Annotated in this window: 24 protein-coding genes; 10 read left to right on the top strand and 14 right to left on the bottom strand. The window is 51.5% G+C overall.

The window, feature by feature from the left end:
* Nucleotides 1-9: 9 nt before the first annotated feature.
* On the bottom strand, nucleotides 10-1,224 hold the full coding sequence (locus EWA64_RS01305; RefSeq protein WP_061895420.1) for a thiolase family protein: 1,215 nt from the start codon (nucleotides 1,222-1,224) through the stop codon (nucleotides 10-12).
* Nucleotides 1,225-1,515: 291 nt separating this feature from the next.
* Between EWA64_RS01305 and EWA64_RS01310 the strand changes: the two genes are divergently transcribed.
* The 5 genes from EWA64_RS01310 (at nucleotide 1,516) to EWA64_RS01330 (ending at nucleotide 6,536) form a co-directional block, all read left to right on the top strand.
* Nucleotides 1,516-1,887: a MerR family transcriptional regulator gene (locus EWA64_RS01310; RefSeq protein WP_061895421.1), complete on the top strand. Its 372-nt coding sequence runs from the start codon at nucleotides 1,516-1,518 to the stop codon at nucleotides 1,885-1,887.
* A gap of 62 nt (nucleotides 1,888-1,949) precedes the next feature.
* Nucleotides 1,950-3,119, top strand: a complete 1,170-nt coding sequence (locus EWA64_RS01315) for an isovaleryl-CoA dehydrogenase (RefSeq protein ID WP_061895422.1) — start codon at nucleotides 1,950-1,952, stop codon at nucleotides 3,117-3,119.
* Between the two features lie 14 nt (nucleotides 3,120-3,133).
* Complete coding sequence (locus EWA64_RS01320) at nucleotides 3,134-4,735, top strand: carboxyl transferase domain-containing protein (RefSeq protein ID WP_061895423.1); 1,602 nt, start codon at nucleotides 3,134-3,136, stop codon at nucleotides 4,733-4,735.
* A 32-nt stretch (nucleotides 4,736-4,767) separates the two neighbouring features.
* The gene (locus EWA64_RS01325; RefSeq protein ID WP_061895424.1) at nucleotides 4,768-5,595 is read left to right on the top strand and encodes an enoyl-CoA hydratase-related protein; all 828 of its coding nucleotides are present in this window, start codon (nucleotides 4,768-4,770) and stop codon (nucleotides 5,593-5,595) included.
* An 8-nt stretch (nucleotides 5,596-5,603) separates the two neighbouring features.
* Nucleotides 5,604-6,536 (top strand): hydroxymethylglutaryl-CoA lyase, encoded by a 933-nt coding sequence (locus tag EWA64_RS01330; RefSeq protein WP_061895425.1) that lies wholly within the window; start codon nucleotides 5,604-5,606, stop codon nucleotides 6,534-6,536.
* Between the two features lie 10 nt (nucleotides 6,537-6,546).
* Here EWA64_RS01330 and EWA64_RS01335 read toward each other — a convergent pair whose 3' ends face one another.
* Nucleotides 6,547-7,329, bottom strand: coding sequence for a hypothetical protein (locus EWA64_RS01335; RefSeq protein WP_061895426.1), 783 nt, complete (start codon nucleotides 7,327-7,329; stop codon nucleotides 6,547-6,549).
* 237 nt (nucleotides 7,330-7,566) lie between these two features.
* On the opposite strand from EWA64_RS01335, the gene ahpC reads away from it, so the two are divergent.
* Complete coding sequence (gene ahpC / locus EWA64_RS01340) at nucleotides 7,567-8,124, top strand: alkyl hydroperoxide reductase subunit C (protein WP_061895427.1); 558 nt, start codon at nucleotides 7,567-7,569, stop codon at nucleotides 8,122-8,124.
* Between the two features lie 158 nt (nucleotides 8,125-8,282).
* Nucleotides 8,283-9,851, top strand: a complete 1,569-nt coding sequence (ahpF, locus tag EWA64_RS01345; protein WP_061895428.1) for an alkyl hydroperoxide reductase subunit F — start codon at nucleotides 8,283-8,285, stop codon at nucleotides 9,849-9,851.
* Between the two features lie 92 nt (nucleotides 9,852-9,943).
* On the opposite strand, the gene arsJ is transcribed toward ahpF, so the two are convergent.
* Genes arsJ through EWA64_RS01365 form a run of 4 tightly spaced genes read right to left on the bottom strand, consistent with a single transcriptional unit; the run spans nucleotide 9,944 to nucleotide 13,077 of the window.
* A complete protein-coding gene (gene arsJ, locus EWA64_RS01350; protein WP_061895447.1) occupies nucleotides 9,944-11,170 on the bottom strand; it encodes an organoarsenical effux MFS transporter ArsJ in 1,227 nt (408 codons plus the stop codon).
* A 43-nt stretch (nucleotides 11,171-11,213) separates the two neighbouring features.
* Nucleotides 11,214-11,708, bottom strand: coding sequence for a cyclin-dependent kinase inhibitor 3 family protein (locus EWA64_RS01355; RefSeq protein ID WP_061895429.1), 495 nt, complete (start codon nucleotides 11,706-11,708; stop codon nucleotides 11,214-11,216).
* Between the two features lie 11 nt (nucleotides 11,709-11,719).
* Nucleotides 11,720-12,721: an ArsJ-associated glyceraldehyde-3-phosphate dehydrogenase gene (locus EWA64_RS01360; protein WP_061895430.1), complete on the bottom strand. Its 1,002-nt coding sequence runs from the start codon at nucleotides 12,719-12,721 to the stop codon at nucleotides 11,720-11,722.
* A gap of 14 nt (nucleotides 12,722-12,735) precedes the next feature.
* Nucleotides 12,736-13,077, bottom strand: a complete 342-nt coding sequence (locus tag EWA64_RS01365; protein WP_061895431.1) for a metalloregulator ArsR/SmtB family transcription factor — start codon at nucleotides 13,075-13,077, stop codon at nucleotides 12,736-12,738.
* Between the two features lie 238 nt (nucleotides 13,078-13,315).
* Here EWA64_RS01365 and EWA64_RS01370 point away from each other — a divergent pair, with 238 nt between their 5' ends.
* On the top strand, nucleotides 13,316-13,849 hold the full coding sequence (locus EWA64_RS01370) for a cytochrome b (RefSeq protein WP_061895432.1): 534 nt from the start codon (nucleotides 13,316-13,318) through the stop codon (nucleotides 13,847-13,849).
* 213 nt (nucleotides 13,850-14,062) lie between these two features.
* Nucleotides 14,063-16,549 (top strand): leucine-rich repeat domain-containing protein, encoded by a 2,487-nt coding sequence (locus tag EWA64_RS01375; RefSeq protein WP_065860341.1) that lies wholly within the window; start codon nucleotides 14,063-14,065, stop codon nucleotides 16,547-16,549.
* Between the two features lie 116 nt (nucleotides 16,550-16,665).
* Here EWA64_RS01375 and EWA64_RS01380 read toward each other — a convergent pair whose 3' ends face one another.
* The 4 genes from EWA64_RS01380 to ectA form a co-directional block, all read right to left on the bottom strand.
* Complete coding sequence (locus EWA64_RS01380) at nucleotides 16,666-18,093, bottom strand: aspartate kinase (protein WP_061895434.1); 1,428 nt, start codon at nucleotides 18,091-18,093, stop codon at nucleotides 16,666-16,668.
* A gap of 78 nt (nucleotides 18,094-18,171) precedes the next feature.
* The gene (locus tag EWA64_RS01385) at nucleotides 18,172-18,558 is read right to left on the bottom strand and encodes an ectoine synthase (RefSeq protein WP_061895435.1); all 387 of its coding nucleotides are present in this window, start codon (nucleotides 18,556-18,558) and stop codon (nucleotides 18,172-18,174) included.
* Between the two features lie 13 nt (nucleotides 18,559-18,571).
* Nucleotides 18,572-19,837 (bottom strand): diaminobutyrate--2-oxoglutarate transaminase, encoded by a 1,266-nt coding sequence (ectB, locus tag EWA64_RS01390; RefSeq protein ID WP_061895436.1) that lies wholly within the window; start codon nucleotides 19,835-19,837, stop codon nucleotides 18,572-18,574.
* A gap of 24 nt (nucleotides 19,838-19,861) precedes the next feature.
* Nucleotides 19,862-20,404 carry a diaminobutyrate acetyltransferase gene (gene ectA / locus EWA64_RS01395; protein ID WP_082796123.1) on the bottom strand — a complete coding sequence of 181 codons (543 nt, stop codon included), beginning with the start codon at nucleotides 20,402-20,404 and terminating at the stop codon, nucleotides 19,862-19,864.
* A 391-nt stretch (nucleotides 20,405-20,795) separates the two neighbouring features.
* Between ectA and EWA64_RS01400 the strand changes: the two genes are divergently transcribed.
* Nucleotides 20,796-21,668 (top strand): tetratricopeptide repeat protein, encoded by an 873-nt coding sequence (locus EWA64_RS01400; RefSeq protein ID WP_061895437.1) that lies wholly within the window; start codon nucleotides 20,796-20,798, stop codon nucleotides 21,666-21,668.
* 48 nt (nucleotides 21,669-21,716) lie between these two features.
* Here the strand turns inward: EWA64_RS01400 and cyoE are convergent, their stop codons facing one another.
* The 4 genes from cyoE to cyoB are packed head-to-tail and all read right to left on the bottom strand — an operon-like array spanning nucleotide 21,717 to nucleotide 25,518.
* Entirely contained in the window at nucleotides 21,717-22,583 is an 867-nt protein-coding gene (gene cyoE / locus EWA64_RS01405) for a heme o synthase (protein ID WP_061895438.1), read from the bottom strand.
* 1 nt (nucleotide 22,584) lies between these two features.
* Nucleotides 22,585-22,905 (bottom strand): cytochrome o ubiquinol oxidase subunit IV, encoded by a 321-nt coding sequence (cyoD, locus tag EWA64_RS01410; RefSeq protein ID WP_039436599.1) that lies wholly within the window; start codon nucleotides 22,903-22,905, stop codon nucleotides 22,585-22,587.
* Complete coding sequence (cyoC, locus tag EWA64_RS01415; RefSeq protein WP_061895439.1) at nucleotides 22,905-23,495, bottom strand: cytochrome o ubiquinol oxidase subunit III; 591 nt, start codon at nucleotides 23,493-23,495, stop codon at nucleotides 22,905-22,907. Before cyoC ends, cyoD begins: the two co-directional genes overlap by 1 nt.
* Nucleotides 23,485-25,518, bottom strand: coding sequence for a cytochrome o ubiquinol oxidase subunit I (cyoB, locus tag EWA64_RS01420; protein WP_061895440.1), 2,034 nt, complete (start codon nucleotides 25,516-25,518; stop codon nucleotides 23,485-23,487). Before cyoB ends, cyoC begins: the two co-directional genes overlap by 11 nt.

The raw sequence follows: 25,518 nt of genomic DNA on the forward strand, positions 1-25,518 counted from the left end.
GATTGCTCTTTAGGGTAATGGGATCTCAATGCCGATAGCGGTCGCTTCACCGCCGCCGATGCACAGTGAAGCGACACCACGCATCACTTTGGGTTGGGTGCGGTCACCATCGACGCCGAGCGCTTGCAACTGGCGCAAACTGTGGATCAACGTGACCAGAATACGCGCCCCGCTGGCACCGATCGGATGCCCTAAAGCGCACGCTCCGCCTTTGACGTTGACTTTTTCCATCTCCAAGCCAAGTTGTTTGACGGCGATTTGCGTCACTACGGCGAACGCTTCGTTGATCTCCCACAAATCCACTTCGTCGCTCGACCAATCGAGTTTAGAGAGCAGTTGCTCGATGGCGTAAACCGGCGCCAAAGTAAATTCGGCTGGTTTTCTCGCATGGGTGCTGTGGCCGCGAAGAATGGCGAGTGGCTCTAAGCCTTGTGAGCGGGCCGACTCTTCATCCATCAAAAGCAGCGCAGCGGCGCCATCTGCAATGGCGCTGGCGTTAGCGGCCGTAACACTGCCGCCTTCGGCAAAGGCGGGTTTGAGCAATGGGATTTTTTCAAGTGTGATTGAACGTGGATGCTCGTCGTAATCCAGCAGCTCGCCATTTTTGCCAAAGGCGAGCGGCGTCATCTCCGCGACAAACAGTTGTTGCTCTTGCGCTTCCCAAGCACGCTTGGCCGAGAGCGCCGCCCATTCATCCATCTGCTGACGGGTAAATTGCAGCTTGTCCGCGATTTGCTGCGCATAAACACCCATCAGATGGCCTTCATAGGCATCTTGCAAACCATCATAAAACATGTGATCGAACGTGGTTTGATGGCCCATACGCATGCCGCTGCGCGCATTGCTCAGTAGATACGGGGCATTGGTCATGCTCTCCATTCCGCCAGCAATGACCGATCGCGCACTGCCCGCTTTGATCAGATCGTGTGCCAGCATCACCGCTTTCATGCCAGAACCGCACACTTTGTTGAGCGTAGTTGCGCCCACCGAAAGCGGTAGCCCGGCATTAAGCGCCGCTTGACGGGCAGGCGCTTGTCCGCAGCCTGCGGGCAGCACACAACCCATCAACACTTCATCGACTTTTTCAATTGCTTTGCTGGTGGCGCTCAGTGCTGCTTTGATCGCAAAGCCGCCCAGCTGAGGAGCAGAATACTCTTTGAGTGCGCCTTGGAACCGCCCTTGCGGGGTTCGTTTGGCCGACACTATCCATATGGCTTTTTCCATGTCTCGTTCTCTTTTAACGAAAGTGGTGACCACAAATTGATAGCGATGCGGGTACAACTGAATACGGCGACGGACGGGCAATGCCCTGTCTGGTCATTTCAACCCGGCGATTTTTCGCCCTGTGGTTTCTTGACGTTTACGTAAGCATAGCACTAACATTTACGTAAACGTAAAGAAACAAAATAACAACAACGATAAATTTTCACCTGAACTGTAACAGGTGATTGACAGTACCGTCGTTCCTCATCGCTGAAAGTCGGACAGCTACAACCAACCGTTGGAGGAGACCAGGTGGAAACTTTTAAGATCAGTGATCTCGCGAAAGAGTTCGAGATTACCACCAGAAGTATTCGCTTTTACGAAGATATGGGATTAATACAGCCAGAGCGCCGAGGCACTGTGCGCGTTTACTCACGCCGGGACAAGATTCGTTTGAAATTGATCCTGCGCGGCAAACGTTTGGGTTTCTCTCTGGCGGAGATTCGCGAATTGTTTGAGCTTTACGATGCTCAACAAGGCGAAACACAGTTGGTGAAAATGCTCAACATCATCGATGACAAGAAGGCGCTATTGCAGCGCCAACTTGACGACATCGGCGTGGTGATGGGTGAACTGGAGGCGGCAAAAGAGCGCTGTGAACTGGCGCTCAAAGGCGCTCGCTGACGCATTTTTACCTTTCGTTCCCCTCTCCTGCACCACTCAAAACAGGAGAACACGGAGGTGTTATGAACAGCCAGTATCAGATGCTCAACTTTGGGCTTGGTGAAACATTACAACTACTGCGTGAGCAGGTCAGCGCATTTGCCAGCGAGCATATCGCGCCGATCGCCGCGCAAATTGATAAGGAAAACCAATTTCCTAATCACCTGTGGCCATTGTTTGGCGAGATGGGTTTACTGGGCGTCACGGTGGATGAAAGCGATGGCGGCGCGCAAATGGGTTATCTCGCCCACGTGATCGCGATGGAAGAGATCAGCCGCTCCTCGGCCTCGGTTGCCTTGAGTTACGGCGCGCACTCCAATTTGTGCGTCAACCAGCTGTTTCGTAATGGCACAACCGAGCAGCGCAAAAAGTATCTGCCCAAATTGCTCGATGGCTCTTGGGTGGGCGCGCTGGCAATGAGTGAACCCAATGCCGGCTCGGATGTGGTCAGCATGCAGCTGAAAGCGGAGCACCATGGCGACCATTTTGTGCTCAACGGCAGCAAAATGTGGATCACCAATGGCCCGGACGCCAACGTTGTCATCGTCTACGCCAAAACTGACCCCAGCGCCAAATCCCGTGGCATCACCGCGTTTATTGTCGAGCGTGATTTCCCCGGTTTTCACCATGCGCAAAAGCTCGACAAACTCGGCATGCGCGGCTCCAACACCTGCGAGCTGGTGTTTGAAAACTGCCGCGTTCCGGCTGAGAACGTGCTGGGCAAAATCAACCGCGGCGTTGAAGTGCTGATGAGCGGGCTTGACTATGAACGGGTGGTGCTCGCGGCTGGGCCGCTCGGCATTATGCAAGCCTGTCTCGATCTGGTTTTGCCCTACGTGCACGATCGCAAACAGTTTGGTCAGGCGATTGGCGAGTTCCAGTTGGTCCAAGGCAAAGTCGCCGACATGTACACCCGCTGCAACGCGGCGCGCGCTTATGTCTATACCGTGGCGGCGGCGTGCGATCGCGGAGAAGTGACACGCAAAGATTCCGCAGGCGCTATTTTGTACGCCGCCGAACTCGCCACGCAGATGGCACTGGACGCGATTCAACTGCTCGGAGGCAACGGCTACATCAACGAATTCCCGGCAGGTCGTTTGCTGCGCGATGCCAAGCTCTACGAAATTGGCGCGGGAACTTCCGAGATCCGCCGTATTCTGATTGGCCGTGAGCTGTTTGCAGAATCGCGCTAAAGAGGCAAGAAACAATGGCAGTCATTACAAGCAAAACCAAACTCGAATCGGATTTGTACCAAGCGAACTTTGCCCGCATGAGCGAACTGGTGGACCAGCTGCTCACTCACCGAGAAGCATTGAAACTCGGCGCGGGAGAAAAAGCCATCGAACGCCAGAGGCAAAAAGGCAAGCTTCCGGTCCGCGAACGCGTACAACGCCTACTCGATGCAGACTCAACTTTTCTCGAAATCGGCCAGTTTGCCGCGTGGCAAGTGTACGACGAAGCCATCCCCTGCGCAGGTGTTGTCGCTGGGATTGGCAAAATTCACGGCATCGATTGCATGGTGATCGCCAACGATTCGGCGGTTAAAGGCGGTACTTATTATCCTTTAACCGTGAAAAAGCACCTGCGCGCGCAGCAAATTGCCGAGCGCTGCCAGCTTCCTTGCGTCTATCTGGTCGACTCTGGCGGGGCAAATCTGCCCCATCAGGCGGAAGTGTTTCCTGATCGCGAGCATTTTGGCCGCATTTTTTATCATCAGGCGCGCATGTCGGCAAAAGGCATCCCGCAGATAGCCGTGGTGATGGGGCTGTGTACCGCAGGCGGCGCGTACATTCCGGCGATGGCGGATGTGGCGATCATCGTCAAACAGCAAGGAACCATTTTTCTCGCTGGCCCGCCGCTGGTGAAAGCCGCGACTGGTGAAGTCGTCACTGATGAAGAGCTGGGCGGCGCGGATGTGCACTGTAAAAAGTCTGGCGTGGCCGATTACTATGCACAGGACGATGCGCACGCGCTGGCGCTGGCGCGTCAAGCAATTGCCAGCGCCAATCAGTCTCCTTCTCCGCTGAATCACGATGTCTTGCCGCCACGTTACGATGCCAAAGAGATGTACGGTATCGTTAACGCCGACCTGCGATTATCATTCGATGTGCGCGAAATCATCGCCCGCTTGGTGGACGATTCAGCGTTTGATGAGTTTAAAGCGCTGTATGGCAGCTCACTGGTGTGCGGTTTTGCCCAACTTCACGGCCATCGCATTGGCATTGTTGCCAACAACGGCATTCTGTTTTCCGAATCGGCGCAAAAGGGGGCGCACTTTATTGAGCTCTGTGCTAAACGCAAGATCCCGCTGCTGTTTTTGCAAAACGTCACTGGATTTATGGTGGGGAAAAAAGTCGAAGCGGAAGGCATTGCCAAGCACGGCGCCAAGCTGGTAATGGCAGTCGCCTGTGCCGATGTACCGAAGTTCACCGTGATCATTGGCGGCTCCTACGGCGCGGGCAACTACGGCATGTGCGGGCGAGCTTACGATCCGACCATGATGTGGATGTGGCCGAATGCGCGTATTTCCGTGATGGGCGGCGAACAGGCGGCGGGGGTACTGACGCAGGTGCGGCGTGAAGTCAAAGCACGTCAGCAGGAAACTTGGCCCGATGAGGAAGCCAAAGCGTTTCGCGATTCGATTGTCGAGTTGTACGACACCCAAGGCAGCCCCTACTACGCCAGCGCAAGATTATGGGACGACGGCATTTTGGATCCGGTCGAAACCCGCGATGTACTGGGCCATGCGCTGAGCGCTGCGCTGCGCGCGCCCATCCCTGAAAGTGAGTTTGGTATCTTTCGCATGTAAGCGAGCCATGGATCTCGACCAAGGAGGCAAAGATGAACGAGCGCCAACACGATGTGCTGTGTAACGTATCCGCTCAAGGCGTGGCAACCCTCACGCTCAACCGAGTCGAGAAACACAACGCTTTCGATGGGGTGATGATCGCCCATTTGCTTGTCGAGCTTGAACGCTTAAGCGCTGATCCGTCGGTGCGTGTATTAGTTCTGCAAGCCAACGGTCAGCATTTTTCCGCAGGTGCCGATCTGTTGTGGATGGGTTCAATGGCTGGGCAGTCGAAAGAGCACAACTATCAAGACGCGTCCGAGCTCGCGCGACTGATGCAAACGCTCGATAGCTTCCCCCATCCCACCATTGCGCTGGTGCATGGCAGCGCTTTTGGCGGCGCACTCGGGCTCATTTGCTGCTGCGATATCGCCATCGCCACCCAAGATGCACGCTTTTGCCTCAGCGAAGTCAAGCTTGGCCTGATCCCTGCCACCATTGGACCTTATGTATGCCGTGCCATCGGCCAGCGTCAAGCAAGGCGCTATATGCTGAGTGCGGAAACCCTTGACGCGGCCAACGCACTGCGTTTGGGGCTGCTGCATCAGGTCGTGGGTTCGCAGCCATATGCGCTGCACGAGGTACTGGATGAGCTGTTGCATCGCTTGCTGCACAATGGACCAAACGCGTTGACTCAGGCCAAACGCTTGTGTCAGCAGTGCGATAACCAGTCCATCACTCCTGAACTGATTGAACACACCATCGCCTTGATAGCCCAGATCCGCGTATCGCCAGAAGGCCAAGAAGGACTTAACGCCTTTTTCAGCAAGCGCGCGCCTGCTTGGGTGCCAAAAGATTGGCCAGCGAAAGACACCCCGTGAGGTAGCCTATGAACCGTTTGTTAGCAAAATCGGTCAAGATTGTCGAAGTCGGCGCACGTGATGGCTTGCAAAATGAAGCTCGCCTCAGTACCGAGAGTAAGATCGCGCTGATAGATCAACTGTCTCGCACCGGCCTTAAGCAGATCGAAGCGGGCGCGTTTGTCTCGGCCAAATGGGTACCGCAAATGGCTGACTCGGCAGAAGTATTGGCCAAAATTGAACGCCGTACAGGAGTGGTTTATTCGGCGCTGACGCCCAACCTGCAAGGCTTTGAGCAGGCACTCGCCAGCGGCGCTGATCAAGTGGCGATTTTCACTTCCGCATCACAAGGTTTTTGCCAGCGCAACATCAACTGTTCCATTGCTGAAAGCCTCAAACGCTTCGAGCCTTTGATGCAGGCAGCAAAAGCGCATCATATTCCGGTGCGAGGCTATCTCTCTTGCGTCGCTGACTGCCCTTATGACGGCGCGACCCAACCCGAACAGGTCGCCAGCGTCGCGGCGGATTTACTCGCCCTGGGCTGCTATGAGATTTCCCTTGGCGATACCATTGGCACTGGCACGCCGCTGCGCATTGCGCGCATGTTAGACGCGGTAAAAAAAGAAGTCTCTGTGGCACAACTGGCAGTGCATTTCCACGATACGTGGGGACAGGCACTGGCAAACTTGTATCAGGCGCTCACCATGGGCGTTGCCACCATCGACAGCAGTGTGGCAGGCCTTGGCGGCTGCCCGTATGCCAAAGGGGCAGCAGGCAACGTGGCGACCGAAGATGTGCTTTACCTCTGTCAAGGGCTCGGCATCGAGACTGGCGTCGATCTACCCGCGGTTGCTGAAGCCGGTTGGCAAATCTGCCAAGCACTTGGACGCCTTCCGACCTCCAAAGTCGCGTTAGCGTTAGCCAGTCAACGCATGAATCGCGCAGCCAAGCCCCAGCAATAAGTGACGCCTATCAAACCATCTTCGGCAACTTAAGATAGGCCAGCACGGCTTGGTCTCGAAACTGCAAGTCTTGAGAGCGATCTTGATACTCGATGCACATTTGCTCGCTATCTCCCGCGTCCGTAAGCAAAGGGTCAAGCTCGGCATTGGCGTGGCTCAACCATTTTTGCGCAATCGACTGAGGCAGCGTCGGCAGTTGTTGCAGTATCTGTTTGGAAGCAGAAAACTGGCTGTTCATCGCCACGGCAATCATGTCGTCGTTAGCGGCAGCGAGCCAACTGGCACCACTCTCTTTACTCACACACACTAAAGGAAAGAAGGGAGCTAACGCAGGAAAGAGAGTGTTCTTATACACATCAACCTGCCAATATTTTTCTGCTACTTCGATAAATTTCTCAAACGAGCGGATGGGATGAAAATCAGCCTCACTGAGGCGCACAATCTCGACGCGAGGCTTGTTGGGGTTGACGGTATCGTTGGAAACATCAATGTACCACTCCCCGAGCACCAAGGCATTTTGAAAGTACTCATCCCGCAGAGAGCCCCATACCGGCACTAACTTCTCGCCATTGTTCAACGCCTCACGCAGTGGCTGCAATACCTCATCGTGCTTGGTCTGCAAGTGCACTAAAAGCATCTGATAGACCAGATCGCGGATCTCTTTGCAACGCCCAAGCGGATAGGGTTTACCCGCAAAGTGGGGGTATTTCGGCAAAAGGGTTAAATCGGCTTCAATTCTGATCTTGGCTAAGGCACTGCAAATTAGGGGAATCTGTTCGGCTTGCAACTGCATATTGATTTCCTTATCTCTCAAAAGCATATCGTTAGGCTTTATCCTAAAGCATCCGAGCCTACAAAGGTCATATTGATGCCCTTTGCCTATCAAACTGTGACAACCATTGGCTTTTTCCTATAGAAAGAGCCTATCAATAGAATAGCCACAAGCGATTTTCCAAAACGGCGTTCGGATGGGAATATACATCCCGAAGACAAAACATTCCAAACCAATAACTTAAAGGAAACTCGCAACATGATTAATACTAAAATCAAACCATTTAGCGCAACCGCATTCAAACAAGGTGAGTTCGTTGAGATCACTGAACAAGACGTTCTGGGCAAATGGGCAGTATTTTTCTTCTATCCAGCGGACTTCACTTTCGTATGTCCAACGGAACTTGGCGACCTAGCGGATCACTACGCAGAACTTCAATCACGTGGCGTTGAAGTGTACTCAGTATCGACTGACACGCACTTTACTCACAAAGCATGGCACGACAGCTCTGACACTATCGGCAAAATCAACTACTACATGGTTGGCGACCAAACTGGCAACATCACCAACAACTTCGGTGTGATGCGTGAAGGCCAAGGTCTGGCAGACCGTGCAACCTTCCTGATTGACCCAGAAGGCGTTATCCAGGCAATGGAAATCACCGCAGAAGGTATCGGCCGTGACGCAGAAGACCTGATGCGTAAAGTGAAAGCCGCACAGTACGTTGCTTCTCACCCGGGCGAAGTATGTCCAGCGAAATGGAAAGAAGGCGAGCAGACTCTGGCTCCTTCACTAGACCTCGTTGGCAAAATCTAACCAAGCCTGACCAGTAATCTTTTGATTAAGACAATCTTGGATTACTAATGTGTTCGAGAGCGAACTGGGTGTTTTACTTGACGACCTAAATGCCCGGTCCGCTCTCCCCCTTTTATCCAGAGTGACCACTCTCATAATTAATAAAAAAGGTATTTCGTATGCTAGACCAAGCGATCAAGCAACAACTCTCACAGTATCTAACCAACTTAAAAGAACAAGTCCGTTTAGTGGTCAGCCTAGATGAAAGCAAAGGCTCACAAGACATTTTGGCGCTGGCCAATGAAATCGCTGAACTTAGCCCACTGATTAGCGTAGAACGTGACGATGCCGCGAGCGATCGCAAACCAGTCATGACCGTGACTAATCCAACCAAAGGCACACATCTGCGTTTTGCTGGTGTACCGATGGGCCATGAATTTACTTCTCTGGTTCTGGCGCTGCTGCACTCTGGCGGTCACCCTATCAAACTGGAGCAAGAAACGATTGAGCAAATCGCCAAACTCGGCAAAAAGCTCGACGTCGAAGTGTTCATTTCTCTCTCTTGCCAAAACTGTCCTGACGTGGTGCAAGCGTTCAACATGATGGCGGCTATTAACCCGGACATCCGCGCCACCATGATTGACGGCGCGCTGTTCCAAGATGAAGTGAAAAATCGTGACATCATGGCTGTGCCAAGTGTGTTCATTAACGGTGAACTGTTTGGTCAAGGCCGTATGACGCTGACTGAAATCCTCAACAAGCTGGATGACGGCGCGGCAGAAAAAGCAGCCGCAAGCCTGAGCGAAAAAGCCCCATACGATGTACTTGTTGTTGGTGGTGGCCCTGCAGGTGCAGCGGCAGCGATTTACGCAGCACGTAAAGGCATTCGCACCGGCATCGTGGCGCAGCGTTTGGGTGGTCAGGTGATGGACACCATGGCGATCGAAAACTTCATCTCGGTGAAACACACGGAAGGTCCAAAGCTGGCGGCGAATTTGGGTGAACACCTGAAAGAGTACGGCGTGGACATCATCACTGAGCAGCAAGCTGAGAAGCTGATGGGTGCTGAGTTCACCGCAGATGGCAAGATCCATGTGAACCTGCAAAGCGGCGCGACACTGAAAAGTAATAGTGTCATCTTAAGCCCGGGGGCTCGCTGGCGTGAAATGAACGTTCCTGGCGAACAAGAATACCGCAACAAAGGTGTGGCGTACTGCCCGCACTGTGACGGCCCACTGTTCAAAGGCAAGAAAACCGCGGTTATCGGTGGTGGTAACTCAGGTATCGAAGCGGCAATCGACCTGGCGGGTATCGTCGAACACGTGACCGTACTGGAATTTGCTGACGTACTGCGCGCAGACCAAGTACTGATTAACAAAGCGAATTCAATGCCAAACATCGACATCATCACCATGGCTCAAACCACCGAAGTGGTGGGTGATGGTACTCGTGTGACTGGCTTGAAATACAAAGACCGCCACACGGATGAAATTAAGCAGCTTGAGCTGTCTGGTATCTTTGTGCAAATCGGCTTGGTGCCTAACACCGAATGGCTGAAAGATTCCGCGGTTGAACTCTCTGCCCGTGGCGAGATTGAAATCGGCAGCCGCGGTGAAACGAGCATGGATGGTGTGTTTGCTGCGGGGGATGCAACCACAGTCCCTTACAAACAGATCATCATTGCGATGGGTGAAGGTGCGAAAGCAAGCTTAGGCGCGTTTGACTACCTCATCCGTAAACAAAGCTAAATCGTTCTTTATTGAACACAGTCCTTTATGATCAAAAGGTGTCGATCGCTCGACACCTTTTTTATTTCTTTCAATAGTTTGCCTTTTGACACTTATTGCGTCACAGCGCGCTGCTGAGATTTCGGCAAGCCAAACGAAATCACCGTGGTGAGCACTAAAGACGCCAGTGAAACCCATAAGCACGCCGCCATCCCCCAGCTTTGAAACACCCAGCCAGAGAGTATCGTACCAATCAAACGCCCCATTGCGTTGGCCATGTAGTAAAAGCCCACATCCAGCGACACACCGTCATCTTTGGCGTAGCTGACAATCAAGTAAGAGTGCAGCGCCGAGTTAATCGCAAATACCGCGCCAAACACCATCAAGCCGACGACAATCACCAATTGCGGATGCCAGCTGCTTTGCACGCCCAAAGCCACGGCGAAGGTGACCAGTGACAGCAGCGCCGCCCAGCCAATGGCAGAGTGTCCATCGGGCGCTTTGCCCGCCCCTTTTACTCCGGTAATGCGCGGCGCGATGCCTTGAATGACGCCATAGCCGATCACCCATAACGCAAGAAAGCCACCGACTGCGCTGTGATCCCAACCAAACACACTGCCAAGATAAATCGGCAAGGCAATGACAAACCACACGTCGCGAGCGCCAAACAGAAAGAGCCTTGCCGCAGAGAGAATGTTGACGCTAGAGGATTTGGAGAAAATCTCGGAAAATTTTGGCTTATTTTTCGCTTTGCCCATCTCCGCTTTGAGGCTCAGCACGCTGCCGATAAACACCAGCGTCAATACGCTTGCCATCGCTAGCACTGCGTATTGAAAGCCAATCAGCGAGAGCAAAGCGCCGCCCAAGAAAAAGCCGCCGCCCTTGAGCGCATTTTTCGAGCCTGTCAGGATCGCAATCCACTTATACAAAGCCCCTTGGGCATTCTCAGGCACAAAAGTCTTAATTGCACTTTTGGCGCTCATTTTGTTGAGATCTTTGGCGATCCCAGACAGCGCCTGCGCCGCCATAACCCAAGGAATGGTCAGCCACGCCGAAGGCACCGCGAGCATCAACAACGCGACTATTTGCAGCGCAAGTCCAATGTTCATGGTGCGATTGAGCCCGAGCCTAGCCCCTAACCAGCCGCCAACCAAGTTGGTCACTACGCCGAAAAATTCATAAAAAAGGAACAACGAGGCAATGGCCAGTGAGGAGTAACCGAGATCGTAGAAATAGAGCACCACCAGCATGCGCAGTGCACCATCGGTGACGGTGAAATTCCAGTAGTTGAATGTCACCAACATGTATTGGCGAACATGATGATTTAACTGAGAAAACATGTTTTTCACTCTGAGAAAAAGAGCGGCCAATGCCGCTCATTCATTATGCTTTGACGACGCTTGAGATGTACTCTACCTGCACCGCTTTGGTAAAGGCCCCCGGTCTGAGCGCCTGCACTTTACTGATGATCGCTTCTAAGGACCATCCTTGCTCTAGCAGCAGATGCGCGGCCAAAAGCCCGGTTCGCCCCGAACCACCCATGCAGTGCAGGGCCACTTTTTCGCCCTTTTTCAGCGCGTCATGCAGTTGCGGAGCGATACTTTGCCATTGCTGCTCAAACTCTGCTTCCGGCGCACAATCGTCCTCGATCGGCGCGTGAAACCATTGCATGCCTGCTTGCTCTGCTTCACAAGGCAAAGCCTCAACGCCTTTTTCCGCCATTTCGTGCTGGTTAATCGCCGTGACAATCGCCGTCACGCCTTGTGCTTTGAGCTGTGAAAGGGAGTCTGCCAGCGAGGTCCCTTTAGTTCCTGGGCAAGGCGTTAAAATCAGCGCCGCGCCGCCTTCGAGCGGCAGTTCCCATGTTGGATGTGTCATTTCTGCTCTCCTTACGCCAAACCGACTTTGCGCACGAGCTCCGCAGTGCGAGTGGCGTAGCCCATTTCATTGTCGTACCACGCGTAGATTTTCACCATGCGCTTACCGACAACCATGGTCGACAACGCATCAACGATGGTTGAGCGCTGGTCACCCCGATAGTCAATCGACACCAAAGGACGCTCTTCAAAGCCCAAAATGCCCTGAAGTTCGTTTTGTGACGCGGCTTTAAGTAGTGCATTGACCTCTTCGGCGGTGGTGTCACGTTTCACATCAAAAATGATGTCGGTCAGCGACGCATTCGCCAGTGGAACACGCACTGCGTGACCATTAATTTTGTCTTTTAGATCAGGGAAAATTTCCACAATCGCGGTCGCCGAACCCGTGGTCGTTGGGATCAGGCTCATGCCACAGGCGCGAGCACGGCGCAGATCTTTGTGCGGCGCATCCAAAATGGTTTGCGTGTTGGTTAAATCATGAATGGTGGTAAACGAAGACTGCTCGATGCCCAAGCTCTCGTGAATCACCTTCACCACCGGCGCGATGCAGTTGGTCGTGCACGACGCGGCGGTAACAATGCGGTGCTTGTCTGGGTCGAAAATATGGTCGTTTACACCGACCACGATATTGGCGATGCCCTCTTCTTTTACCGGAGCCGAAACCACCACACGTTTCACGCCTTGCGCGAGGTATTGGTTGAGAAATTCACTCTTACGATGTTTTCCTGTCGCTTCAATCACGACATCACAGCCAGACCAATCGACCGCTTCAATCAATTTTTGCTGCGAGGTCTTGATCACTTTGCCATTAATGACGATCTGTTCACCTTCATGACTTACCGCATGGTGCCAGCGGCCCTGTACTGAATCAAATTCCAGCAGATGCGCTAAGGTTGCGGCATCCCCCGCGACATCGTTGATCTGCACAAACTCAACTTCTGGCCAGTCGAACGCCGCGCGCAATGCCAAACGACCGATACGACCAAATCCATTAATTCCGACTTTTATAGACATGCTTTTTTCCTTAATTAAACACAGCACTGTGGGCGATCAACCATCGCCGCCAGCCGCTCAATATCTTGCTGGTATTCTTGCTTTAAGCACTTGGATTCCACCAAGCCCTGAATCTGCTTTCTCATCCAACCGGGTAGATCTTCCGCTAAACGGTAAAATACCCACTGCCCTTGACGAAGATCGGTCACAATGCCACTTGAGCGCAGCAGCGCTAAGTGACGCGATACCTTTGGCTGACTCTCACCAAGCGCTTGAGTCAACTCAGCGACACACACTCGCTGCTCACGAGCGATCATCAGCAAGCAGCGCACGCGCGTTTCATCGGCCAACAGTTTAAAGAATTGATGAGGTAACATGATTATCTCCATATGTGGATATGCGTATATATTATTTTTTATCGCCACTGGGTCAATAGCAATTGGCAATCGTCATAAATAATTCATATCCCAAGTTCGCTCGTGCGTTTAAAAACCGTCTTAACCTCAAACGCTTGCTCAAACTTTGTGCAGACGATCGCTTTTAAGACACAACAAGATTCATATACTTGTTTTATCTTTACTTTTAACTACAAACAGCAACATAGGGAAATGGATGATGAGCAATAATAAAAGCTACTCAAAACTGTCGGTTGCACTGCACTGGATAATTGCCTTAGCGTTTATCACCGTGTTTGCCGTCGGTGCGTATATGTCTGACTTACCTCGCGGGCCGGAAAAAGGCGAAATTGTGGCGTTACACAAATCCTTCGGCGTGCTGGTGCTGATGTTGGCAATCGCTCGCATCGTGTGGCGCGTCAAAGAAGGGGCGATTTCCCCTGTCGCACCGATGCCCGCATGGCAAGAGAAAGCCGCAAAAGCCGTCCATGGTTTACTACTATTAGCCACTTTAGCCATGCCTATTTCTGGTGTGGTGATGAATATTGGGGCAGGACGGGCGCTCGAGGTATTTGGTTTCACCTTAGTGACTGCCAGTGAAAAAACGCCATGGATGCAAGAAGTTGGCTCAGTGATTCACCACACCGCGCCGCCGATTATCATCGCGATACTGCTGGTGCACATACTGGCGGTATTAAAACATCAATGGGTGGATAAAGACGCGACCATGGCTCGCATGCTTGGTCGTGGCTAACATCAAACACCTTCCTCAAGCGAGCCATCGGGCTCGCTTTTTTTGCTCATTTTAACGTCAACCAATACTTTGCACTTGCGGCAGTTAATGCTCATAACTTGAACTCACTTCACACAAACCAGCCAAAGCAATCGATTACATATTAACCCCATCAATATGGTGATGGTTTTATATACGGAAATTACTTTTATAAAAACATCAAGCGAGAAAGTCATGCTGAAAAAAACCTTACTGGCGGCAACCGTCAGCGTACTGAGCGCCTGTGGTGGTGACTCGGGCGGATCTGCCGATACACCTGCTACACCACAAAACCGCCCACCGTCAGTTGAGCTGGGCCAAGATATCACCACCGAACCTTTACTACCGATCGAATTGCTGGCTCAACACAGTGATCCTGATGGCGATGTACTGACATTCCAATGGCAGCAAATTGAAGGCCCTACTCTCAACCTTCAAGGCATCGACAGTGAACAACTTACCTTTGAGACACCTCAAGTGGTGGTTGATACCCGTTATGCCTTCCGATTAACCGTCACCGATCCGAAAGGGCAACAAGCAACCGACACCGTTGCCGTCACGGTCAAATATCAACCCGATAACAGTCAAAACCAAGCGCCTGTCCTTTATCTTGAAAAACCTTTTGCGGTGCAAGAAGGAGCCCAAGAAGTACGCTTACACGCCAGTGCTACCGATAGCGATGGCAGCATAGCCAATATCTATTGGCAGCAACTGAGTGGACCAACAGTCACACTGTCAGACCCAACCTCATTTAATCCCACCTTTGCGGTTCCCGACGTCGATAAAGACGAGCTCATTCAGTTTGATGTCAAAGTCACCGACAATCTTGGCGCCAGCGCCAAATCTGGTCAGGTGATTACGGTGCACGCCAACAACGGCAACCAAAGACCCGTCGTTTCACTTGGTGACAACCAAACGGTCCAAGAAGGCACCCCATTGACAGTAACGGCCAACGCGAGTGACAGCGACGGTACAATTACAGAGTACAGCTGGGCGCAATTATCAGGACCAGAGGCAAGCCTGAGCAACGAAGATAGCGCTGAAGCTCAACTGACTGTCCCCGCGTATCAGCCCGGGGCTGCCAATAAAATCCGCATTTCAGTGCAGGTGGTTGATGATCAACACGGGCGCAGTGTGAGTTCGGTAGATCTCACCATTGTGCCCAAAGATGGCAGCTTCTCTTCGATCCGCTATCGTGACCCAGAAATGCAACGCTGTGTCGAAAACCTGCGAGATCATCATCACTGGAGCGCAGTCACCGACGTGGTGACTCTTGAGTGCCCTATCAGGTATGAAATCAGTACCACAATGGATCTCGCCGCTTTTCCGAATCTTCGTAATATGATCATCCGCTCACCGAAACTCAGCGATTTCAATGCCAACTACACCCCTGATATTGAGCAACTTACCCTGTATCTCAGTGCGTTGAGTCATGTCGACCTGAAACCGCTGGCCGACTTACAAAGCTTGAGAATAGAAAAACTCGCACAGTTGCAAAGCCTTGATCTGTCTTACAGCAGCGCACTGACTGATTTAGACATTCGTGAATCAAAACTACCTGCGCTCGACTTAACCGCCACAACCGCGTTGGAAGCGGTCGCAATTCGCTCCACGGAATTGGCCACGCTGCAATTGGCTGACATGCCTTCTTTGCAGCGTTTAATCTTGACGCAGAACCAGTTATCTGAGCTCAATTTGACTAAAATGCCAGCTCTGATTGCGTTGGCCGTCAATGGTAACCAGCTCGCTGCACTTGATATGTCCGAGCTCACCGCGCTGACGACCTTCTCCGCATCCGATAACCAACTCACTGCCCTTACTTTTGCTGAGGGGATTCCGCTGAAAATGCTCATCTTGGATAAAAACCCAATCAGCACGTTAAATCTGCGTCCTTTTGTAGAGCTGGAACAACTATGGGCCAGTGACACCAAGCTGAAAGCGCTCGATTTCAGCCACAACGAGAAACTGACAACCTTGCTAATGGAAAAGGTGCCAAGTTTGACTCAGCTTACTGGTGATGTAACGCAGTTGCACAGTTTGGATATCAGTTACAGTGGCGTGACCAGTGTGGATTTTGCCGCGCTGAACAATCTAGAAATACTGGGAGCATCCGGCATGAGTCTCAAGCAGTTTGATGCGAGTAAGCACCCTAAGTTGCAACAATTGATGTTGGCAGACAACCAATTGTCGACGCTGGATATCTCCGCTAACCCTGATCTGGTCGTGCTTGATGTACAAGGGAACCAGCTCAAAACGCTGGATCTGACTCACAACCCTCAAACCTTTGAGCTGACCGCAAACGACAACCAGTTAGGAAGCGTGACATTGCCAGAAGGCAGCCGACTCACTTACCTCTCTTTAGCTAATAATCAGTTGCAAAGTGTGGATGTGGTTAAGGCGATTAACGTGTTTGAAGTGGAACTAAACAATAACCCCTTGACCAGCCTAGATATTGGTGAGCTGCTCCAGCTAAGAGAGCTGGATATCTCCAACACGCCGATCAGCGATTTTGAGTTGGCAGTATCAAGCGGCTTCTGGTGTTTGGTGGCTGAAAACCATCAGTTCAGCATCGCGATGCAAGAGAAAGTAGCGGAGTTTGCTGCGCAATCTGGGCATCTGTTTTCCACGCTGCCCCGCGGAGATCTAAACGTAGCCAGTTTTTGCCACCAGCAGTCACAGTAAACGTGCTTTACGGCTGAAACACATTGACCATGCACCATCAAATAAGGGAGGCTTGCGATAGGCAAGCCTCCCTTATTTTACTAGCACAATCTGGATGAACCTTGTGGCTAGGCGGCTTATGCCACCTGTTCGGTTTTGATTGGCGCGGCCATTTTCGTTTCAAAAAACGTCTCATGCAGGGCACAGATCGCTTTGCGATACTCTTTGTCACTGACCACAAACTGCACATTGACGTTGCGCATGGACGAGTGCAGTGCTGCTGGCGTCACGCCGTTACTCATTAAGCAGCTCACCCCTTTGGCCAGCGTTTTATTGGTATCCATTTGCGAACCTATGGCGGAAATCAACGCCACCATACGCCCTTTTGTCGACGCTTTGGGGTAGCGCTTTTCCGCTTTGTACAGCACTTGGTTAAGATTTTCTGCACTGCCACCCAGATAATAGGTGATTGAGTTAGCGTTCATCTCTTTACCAATCAAACTCACTCGTGCCTCGGAGATGATTTCCATCAACTCATAACTGACATTATCCACCTGACCGACCATGGTTTGGTCAAAAAGATGCAGAGCAAATACCTTCTCTTTACCTGCAATGATCTCCACTTTCTCCGTTTGTGGTACGTAGTCTGCCGAGATCAGCGTGCCCGGATGTTCAGGTTCAAAAGTGTTTTTGATCTGCAGTTCAATGCCACTTTCACGCAGACCCGCCGCCGCATTAGGGTGGATCGCTTCCATCCCCAAATTCGCCAGTTGATCGGCAACATCATAGTTGGTGTGGCCAATGGGTAACACTTTGCCCGGACCTACCACACGCGGATCGGCGGAGCTCAAATGGTACTCTTTGTGAATCACCGCCAGATCAGCATTGGTGAGTGAGGCAATACGGCTAAAGGTCATCTCGCTATAACCGCGATCGTAGGTGCTCATCAACCCTTCTTTACAGTACGCGTAGCCCGTGACGATTGGCAGCTCTTGTGTCAGGTCGATGCTGGCAAACGCCGTGTTGATCGTCTCATCCAAAGATTTGGGTTCTTCGGTATTCCAGCCCGAGAGATCGACAAAACGCGCGTTGATGCCGACGCTTTTTAACTTGAGCGCAGTATTAAACGCGCTATGCGCTTCACCAATTGAGGCGAGAAACTCGCGAATTTGCGGCAAATAGTGGCGCAAAGAAAACTGCCCATACTGGCAGGTTTCTAAAATATTGGTAATGCAGTTACGCGCTTCAGCGATGCGCGAACGGATAAATTTGTCAGCACGCAGTCGATTCATCGGATCGGCAAAGATGTTTTCATTCATCAGCAGCATGCGCTGCTCCACTTCACACAGCGACTCCTGCCACTCGTCGTTGCGCTTGGCAATGTGTTGGTAAACGCCCGGTTTGGCGGTTTTTTTGCCTTCGAGGAGCGCATCAGTCATGCCGCCGTAAGCCGAAACGACAAACACACGATGGTAAGGATTGGCGGGGCGCAGGATGATGTTGTCTAACACAGCGTCAAACGCTGTCATTGAAGTACCGCCGATTTTTTCTACGGTATAAATCATGAAGATTCCTTGGTTAGTTACTAACGTGGGGAGAGGGAGAAGAAGTGGAACAGCAAGGCGCTCCACTTCAAGGTTGAATCAGTCAACCAGCGGATAGACGCCGTGCTCGTCGTGCACCTCTGCGCCAGTGATTGGCGGATTAAACACACACGCCATCACCATCTCTTTGTCTTTGTAGGCGCGCAGGAAATGTTCGTCATGCTGATCGAGGATGTACAAGGTGCCGGGTTTGATTGGATAGGTCTTGCCACCCACCACTTCGATCTCGCCTTCACCTCTGATGCAGTACACCGATTCAAGGTGGTTTTTGTAGTGGATATGGGTTTCGCTATCTTGATAAATCGTGGTGATATGGAACGAAAAACCCATATTGTCGTCTTTAAGTAGCATGCGCACACTTTCCCAGTTTTGTGCGACCACACGACGTTCGCTGTTTTGGCACTCTTCTAGCGTTCTTACAATCATTGTTCTTCCTTAGTTAACCGACGTTTTTAAAATGGCTGGCTGCGACGGATTCGACCGCCTGTTCGAAGATCTCTAGCCCTTGTTTGAGCTCGCTTTCGGTGATGGTCAGAGGTGAGAAAAACTTCACCACTTCATCATTTGGCCCGGCGGTTTCAATCACCATTCTTTTCTCAAAGCAGTCGGCAGCAATGGCTCTGGCAACTTCACCGTTTTGGCACTCAATACCACTCATCATGCCTCGCCCTTTTTGGCGTACGAACAGTTCCGGAAAACGCTGCACCGTCCGAGTGACAACGTCACTCACTTGCTGGGCACATTGCTGAATGTGACGGCTAAAGTCATCATTCGACCAGTAGATTTCCAGCGCGCTGGTCGCGGTGACGAAGGCGTGGTTATTACCGCGAAACGTGCCGTTGTGTTCACCGGGTTTCCAAACATCAAGCTCTGGTTTGAGCAGCAGCACCGCCATCGGTAAACCATAACCGCTGAGCGATTTCGACAGCGTCACCATATCGGGCACGATGCCCGCTGGTTCAAAGCTGAAAAACGTCCCTGTGCGACCACAACCGGCTTGAATGTCATCGACAATCAGCAAAATATCGTGGCGCTTACAGAGCGCACTAAGGCGTTTAAGCCAAGAGGTCGACGCGGCGTTTAAGCCCCCTTCCCCCTGCACGGTTTCTAACAGCACTGCCGCTGGTTTATCCATACCCGCAGAGTTGTCACCGAGCATGGTTTCAAACAGCGCCAGCCCGTCGACACCCGCATAGCCTTCAAACGGAATACGAGTGATGTTAGGCAAAGTCATGCCCGCGCCTTGGCGATGGTGCTGGTTACCTGTCGCCGCCAGCGCTCCTGCGCTACAGCCGTGAAAACCATTGGTGAAAGCCACCACATTGCTTCTGCCTTTCACTTTACGCGCCAGTTTTAGCGCCGCTTCCACCGCGTTGGTCCCCGTTGGACCTGTAAACTGCATTTTGTAGTTAAGCGATCTAGGTTGCAGAATTATGCGTTGGAAGGTGTCCAAAAAGGTGGCTTTGGCACTGGAGTGCATGTCTAACCCGTGGGTTAAGCCGTCCATTTCAATGTATTCGAGTAGCGCTTGTTTTAGCACAGGGTTGTTGTGGCCGTAGTTGAGAGATCCTGCACCGGCAAGGAAATCTAAGTAGCGCTCTCCATTTTCCGTTTCCAGCCAACACCCTTTAGCTTTGTGAAAGACCACCGGAAAGTGGTTTGAATATGAACGAACGTTGGATTCTTGCTGAGTAAAAATATCCATGTTGAGACCGTTTTTGATTCCTATTTATTGAGGAGTGTCTAGCGGAATACGATAGAGGTATTCCGTATCGTGTTTGCCTTTAAAATGGGCGTCTTCATCGAGAAAAGTAGTTACTTTGCCTCGTTTGCCGTGCTGCTCATCCAGCTTTTCAAACAGCGCCCAAGAGGCTTGATTTTGTTCGGTAATGGTGGTTTCGACCGCTCGAACCTGTTTAAGCTGCTGGCGATTGAGTAGCTTGTCGAGCATGCGAAATGCCAAGCCCTTACCGCGATAGCGAGGCGCCACCGCAACTTGCCAAACGAACAGTACGTCAGGCTCTTCCGGTTTCTGATAGCCGGAGATAAAACCCGCGACATCGCCTTGGTGTTCGGCAACGATGCAGGTTTGGCGAAAGTGGGTCGATTGCAGAAAATTGCAGTAGGATGAGTTCATATCCAGTGGCGGACAATCGGCGATCAAACTGTAGATCGCATCGCCATCGGTCACTTTCGGTTGTCTAAAGGTCCATTTATTGGCTGAGTGTTGTGCAATTTCAGGGTACATCACCCAGGGAGCAGAAGTAATCATATGCAGATACATTTCCATCGAGCTCTAATTAAAATTCCTATTTATTATGGCCATTATCGGCGGTTAAAAAGCAAATAAATGGCCTTTTCATCGCCAAAAACGTGATTATTATCACATAAAATAACCCATAAACGCAAACTAAATAATTAGAACACAAAACTTTAATCTAACAACAAAACGCTCATTAAGAGATGAGGGAAGATTCTCTAATTGGCTTGATTACTCAGAAAAATCCTTTATACCTTAACGTTAAACACCTCATTTCGTGACCTTGATCACACTTAACAGGATGGTTGTCCGTTTTTAAAATAATTCGTACTCTAAATTTATTATCCTAATCAGAAGGGGCCACTCTCAGAAAACAATCAAGACAAAACAATTGGATATCGATATGCGAATTTTACTCACTCTGATCGCGCTGATGAGCTTGCTCGTGCCAGCCATCGCAGAAGAGCAAAGCTATTCACAAAGCGAACTGCTCGACCGACCACTGATGGAAAGGTACATACTGGATGAACTCAAAGCGCTGCGCCAAGACCAGCAGGATTTGGAAAGACGCCTAACGGTACAGATCACCGATCGCGAGCTGTCGGTGGCGGATAAATCACTCAACTATGCCAACGTCACGGTCACCTACTTTTTCTACATTATCGCCGGGGTTGCGTCGCTGATCGCTTTTGTCGGTTGGCAATCGCTGCGTGAATTCAAGCACAACACCAAAGAGATGGCCGACAAGCGTTTGGAAACCATTGCAGAAAAATACGAAAAGAAGTTCATCGCGCTTGAACGAGATTTGAAGCGCAAAACTCGCATCATCAGCGAAAACAACCGAGAAATTGAGATCATCAACGAGATCCACAATTTATGGCTGCGCGCACAAAGCATGCCTACCGCAGAGCAAAGAATCGATGTGTACGATGAAATTCTTGCCATTCGCCCGGGCGATTTGGAAGCGTTAACTTATAAAGCCGACGCTGCGATGGAGATCAGAGAATACAACTGGGCACTGAGCCTATGTAATCGCGTGCTGGAGATGGACAACACCAACGGCCCGGCGCTCTACCAACGTGCTTGTGCCTATTCGCGATTGGGGGTAGAAGAGCAAGCGATTGAAGATCTGCAACGTGCGATTGACGCCAGCCCTTCCATCCGCGATTTGATCAACAACGAGCCCGATTTAGAAAGCTTGCAGGGCAATCCGCATTTCGACCGTCTGTTGAGTCGCAATAGTGAGAGAATGACGCAAGAAGGTAACTTGGAATAAAGCAATGGGCGCAGCGGAACACGCTGCGCCCCTGTAAAAGCAGAAAGTTTAGATCGAGAGCGGCAACAGCTCCATGCCTAACACACCGCTGATGCTCATCACTACCAGCAGCGAAATTTTAAACACCGAGCGCGCCCAGCTTTCGTAATTCTGCTGCGTCACAGGTTTAAAGGTGACAAGAAGCCAATAGCCACTAACCAACGACGCCACGGCCAGATACTCATACCCCGCACTGCCAAGAGCAAACAAGGCGAGCGCAACAACGGCAAACGCCACCACATACGCTTTCATGTGGCGCTGCGCTTTTTCAATCCCGTCAATCACAGGCAATACCGGAATGCCCGCTTGGCGATAGTCGTTTAAACGGAACATGGCGATAGCGTAGGAGTGCGGCATTTGCCACAGGCTGAACAAGACAAACAGCAGTACGGCTTCAATATCAATGTAGTTGGTCACGGCTAAATAGCCGACCAGTGGCGGTACGGCACCAGAGATGCTGCCCACCAGCGTGCCGTACACTGAGGTGCGTTTGTAGATCATGGTGTAGAAAAAGACGTAAAACACGTAGCCAAGCAGCACGATCACCGTCGAGAGTGGGTTGACCAAGGTATACAAGGTGGCGGTCCCCGCCAGCAGCATCACCAAAGCGTAGACAAACGCGTGGTCGCTGTTGACTTTACCCAACACTAAGTCGCGCTTCGCAGTACGCGCCATTTTGACATCGATATCGCGATCAAAAATATTGTTGATCACGCAGCCAGAGGCAATCACCAGCGCTACGCCAAATAAGGTTGGCCCCATCAGTCCCCAGTTTGCGCCTTCCGTTTTTGCAGCGAGGAAAAACCCCGCTGCAACGGAAATCAGATTACCGAAAATGATGCCTGGCTTAGTAATAGACAGGTAACTTTTCAGCATCTCACACCTTTAACATCATGTTTTGATGCAAGTGCCACATGATCCACAGAGAGCCTGCGACCAGAATAAGCACCACAATCGCACTGAACACTAGGGAGACCATGTTCCAGCGGCCATCTTCACTTTTCACTTCCATGTGTAGGAAGTAGGCAAAGTGAACGACGATCTGCACCACAGCACAGCCAAGGAGCACAGCGTAGGTTACCGCTTGTGGCAGGCTTTGTGACCACGCAAAGTAGAAAGGGATCACGGTTAGAACCAGTGCAAACACAAACCCTTTTACGTAATCGCGCGCACCTGTATCTGCATGTTGATTGCTCATTACATTACTCCTAACAGGTAAACGATGGTGAAGACACAGATCCAGACGATGTCGAGGAAGTGCCAGAACAAGCTCAAGCATTGGAAACGCGTTTCCATCATGGCATTGAGACCTTTAGTGCTCAGTTGGTGGTAGCACACCGCCAGCCAGATCAAACCAAAGCTCACGTGCAGACCATGTGTGCCCACCAACGTGAAGAAAGCAGAGAGGAACGCGCTGCGCTGCGGGCCAAACCCTGCTGCAATCAGGTGATGAAACTCGTAGATCTCCATGGCAATAAAGCCCAAGCCGAGCAAGAAAGTGATGGCGAGCCAACGCTTCATCGTCGTCACATCGCGACGTTTCATCGCAATCATGCCAAAACCAAAGGTGATACTGCTCAGCAGTAGTAACATGGTTTCGGTGAAAACGAACGGCAATTCAAAAATATCTTTGCCGATCGGCCCGCCCGCATTGGCAGAAACCAACACGGCGTAAGTGGCAAACAGAGTGGCAAACAGAATGCAGTCACTCATCAGGTAGATCCAGAAACCGAATAGCTTGTTGCCACCGGTATCGTGGTGATCGTGAGTGTGAGCATCAGCGTGCATAGGTCACCTCCATCTCATCTTTCTTCTCTGGCGCGTTGTGAGCCTGCTTCGCTTGTGCCCATTTTGCACGTCGCTCAGCTTCAATCGCTTTGATTTCGTCCACTTGCACGTAGTAATCCACGTCGTCGTTGTAGCTATGTCTGATACAGGTGATCACAATGCCGACCAAGCTTGCCGCCGCCAGCCACCAGATGTACCAGATCATCGCAAAGCCAAAGGCCATTGCCCACGCGGAAACATACATCCCCGTTGGGGTATTTTTCGGCATGTGGATTGGCTCATACTCGACCTCGTTCATTGGATCAAACTCACCACGCTGCTTCTGATACCAGAAAGCATCAATCTCGTCGCCTTTCGGCAAAATGGCGAAGTTATAGAATGGCGGTGGAGAAGAGGTTGACCACTCCAGCGTACGTGCATCCCACGGGTCGCCAGTCAGGTCAAGGTTCTGCTTGCGATCGCGAACGCTGACAAAAATCTGCACGAACTGGCACAAAACGCCCAGCGCGATCACCGCCGTACCTGCTGCGGCAATCGCCAGCAGAGGGAAGAACTCAGGGTTAAGATCTTGGCTGATACGACGCGTCATGCCCATAAAGCCGAGCGCATACAGCGGCAAGAAGGCCATACAGAAGCCGATAATCCAGCAGTAGAATGCACGCTTGCCCCACGCTTCGTTGAGCGTGAAACCGGTCGCTTTCGGGAACCAGTACGTTATCGCAGCGAAACAGCCAAACACCACCCCGCCGATGATCACGTTATGGAAATGCGCAATCAAAAATACCGAGTTGTGCAGCACGAAATCAGCGCCCGGTACAGACATCAATACGCCAGTCATACCACCAATGGTAAAGGTGATCAAAAAGCCCACGGTCCAAAGCATTGGCGTGGTGAATTTGATGCGGCCTTTGTACATGGTGAACAGCCAGTTAAAGATTTTCACCCCAGTCGGGATGGAAATGATCATGGTAGCGATACCAAAGAAGGCGTTTACGTTTGCGCCAGAACCCATGGTAAAGAAGTGATGCAACCAAACCACGAAAGCCAGCACAGTAATCACAATCGTTGCCCACACCAAAGAGGTGTAACCAAACAGTTTCTTACGCGCAAATGTCGCGGTCACTTCCGAGAACACGCCGAAGACTGGCAGCACAAGGATGTACACTTCTGGGTGGCCCCAAGCCCAAATCAGGTTGACATACATCATCATGTTGCCGCCCATGTCATTGGTGAAGAAGTGCATGCCGAGGTAGCGATCCAACGTCAGCAGCGCGATCGTCACGGTCAGGATCGGGAACGAAATGATGATCAAAATATTAGAGCAGAGAGAAGCCCAAGTGAACACAGGCATCTTCATCATCGGCATGGATGGCGCACGCATCCGCAAAATGGTGACAAAGAAGTTCACCCCAGAGAGCGTCGTTCCCACACCGGAAATTTGCAGCGCCCAAATCCAGTAGTCGACCCCGACGCCTGGGCTGGCATCAATACCAGACAGCGGCGGATACGCCAGCCAACCCGTACGGCCAAACTCACCGAGACCAAGCGACAAGTTGGTCAGCACCACCCCAACCATAAACAGCCAAAAGCTCAAGTTGTTTAGGTATGGGAAAGCAACGTCACGGGCACCAATCTGCAGTGGAACAATGATGTTCATCAGACCAATCACCAGCGGCATGGCAACAAAGAAAATCATAATCACACCGTGTGCGGTGAAGATCTGATCGTAGTGGTGCTGCGGTAAGTAGCCCGCCTCGCCTGCCGAGGAAAGCAGTTGTTGGCTACGCATCATTACCGCATCGGCAAAACCGCGTAGTAGCATCACCATCGCAACGGCAATGTACATAAAGCCCAGTTTTTTGTGATCTACCGAGGTAAACCATTCATTCCATAAATATTGCCATTTGCCTGCTTTGGTGACGAAAGCCACCACTGCAAGACCCGCCAGGGCAACCACGGCCAACGTAATCATGATGATAGGTTCATGATACGGAATCGATTCAAGCGTTAATCTACCAAACAT

Origin of the sequence: Vibrio cidicii, from assembly GCF_009665415.1 — a bacterium.
Lineage (GTDB): Bacteria > Pseudomonadota > Gammaproteobacteria > Enterobacterales > Vibrionaceae > Vibrio > Vibrio cidicii.

What these genes read in the sequence shown, in the direction of transcription:
- EWA64_RS01305 (WP_061895420.1), bottom strand. Translation starts at nt 1,224, where the DNA reads ATGGAAAAAGCCATATGGATAGTGTCGGCCAAACGAACCCCGCAAGGG.
- EWA64_RS01315 (WP_061895422.1), top strand. Translation starts at nt 1,950, where the DNA reads ATGAACAGCCAGTATCAGATGCTCAACTTTGGGCTTGGTGAAACATTA.
- EWA64_RS01320 (WP_061895423.1), top strand. Translation starts at nt 3,134, where the DNA reads ATGGCAGTCATTACAAGCAAAACCAAACTCGAATCGGATTTGTACCAA.
- EWA64_RS01325 (WP_061895424.1), top strand. Translation starts at nt 4,768, where the DNA reads ATGAACGAGCGCCAACACGATGTGCTGTGTAACGTATCCGCTCAAGGC.
- EWA64_RS01330 (WP_061895425.1), top strand. Translation starts at nt 5,604, where the DNA reads ATGAACCGTTTGTTAGCAAAATCGGTCAAGATTGTCGAAGTCGGCGCA.
- EWA64_RS01335 (WP_061895426.1), bottom strand. Translation starts at nt 7,329, where the DNA reads ATGCAGTTGCAAGCCGAACAGATTCCCCTAATTTGCAGTGCCTTAGCC.
- ahpC (WP_061895427.1), top strand. Translation starts at nt 7,567, where the DNA reads ATGATTAATACTAAAATCAAACCATTTAGCGCAACCGCATTCAAACAA.
- ahpF (WP_061895428.1), top strand. Translation starts at nt 8,283, where the DNA reads ATGCTAGACCAAGCGATCAAGCAACAACTCTCACAGTATCTAACCAAC.
- arsJ (WP_061895447.1), bottom strand. Translation starts at nt 11,170, where the DNA reads ATGTTTTCTCAGTTAAATCATCATGTTCGCCAATACATGTTGGTGACA.
- EWA64_RS01355 (WP_061895429.1), bottom strand. Translation starts at nt 11,708, where the DNA reads ATGACACATCCAACATGGGAACTGCCGCTCGAAGGCGGCGCGGCGCTG.
- EWA64_RS01360 (WP_061895430.1), bottom strand. Translation starts at nt 12,721, where the DNA reads ATGTCTATAAAAGTCGGAATTAATGGATTTGGTCGTATCGGTCGTTTG.
- EWA64_RS01365 (WP_061895431.1), bottom strand. Translation starts at nt 13,077, where the DNA reads ATGTTACCTCATCAATTCTTTAAACTGTTGGCCGATGAAACGCGCGTG.
- EWA64_RS01370 (WP_061895432.1), top strand. Translation starts at nt 13,316, where the DNA reads ATGAGCAATAATAAAAGCTACTCAAAACTGTCGGTTGCACTGCACTGG.
- EWA64_RS01375 (WP_065860341.1), top strand. Translation starts at nt 14,063, where the DNA reads ATGCTGAAAAAAACCTTACTGGCGGCAACCGTCAGCGTACTGAGCGCC.
- EWA64_RS01380 (WP_061895434.1), bottom strand. Translation starts at nt 18,093, where the DNA reads ATGATTTATACCGTAGAAAAAATCGGCGGTACTTCAATGACAGCGTTT.
- EWA64_RS01385 (WP_061895435.1), bottom strand. Translation starts at nt 18,558, where the DNA reads ATGATTGTAAGAACGCTAGAAGAGTGCCAAAACAGCGAACGTCGTGTG.
- ectB (WP_061895436.1), bottom strand. Translation starts at nt 19,837, where the DNA reads ATGGATATTTTTACTCAGCAAGAATCCAACGTTCGTTCATATTCAAAC.
- ectA (WP_082796123.1), bottom strand. Translation starts at nt 20,404, where the DNA reads ATGATTACTTCTGCTCCCTGGGTGATGTACCCTGAAATTGCACAACAC.
- EWA64_RS01400 (WP_061895437.1), top strand. Translation starts at nt 20,796, where the DNA reads ATGCGAATTTTACTCACTCTGATCGCGCTGATGAGCTTGCTCGTGCCA.
- cyoE (WP_061895438.1), bottom strand. Translation starts at nt 22,583, where the DNA reads ATGCTGAAAAGTTACCTGTCTATTACTAAGCCAGGCATCATTTTCGGT.
- cyoD (WP_039436599.1), bottom strand. Translation starts at nt 22,905, where the DNA reads ATGAGCAATCAACATGCAGATACAGGTGCGCGCGATTACGTAAAAGGG.
- cyoC (WP_061895439.1), bottom strand. Translation starts at nt 23,495, where the DNA reads ATGCACGCTGATGCTCACACTCACGATCACCACGATACCGGTGGCAAC.
- cyoB (WP_061895440.1), bottom strand. Translation starts at nt 25,518, where the DNA reads ATGTTTGGTAGATTAACGCTTGAATCGATTCCGTATCATGAACCTATC.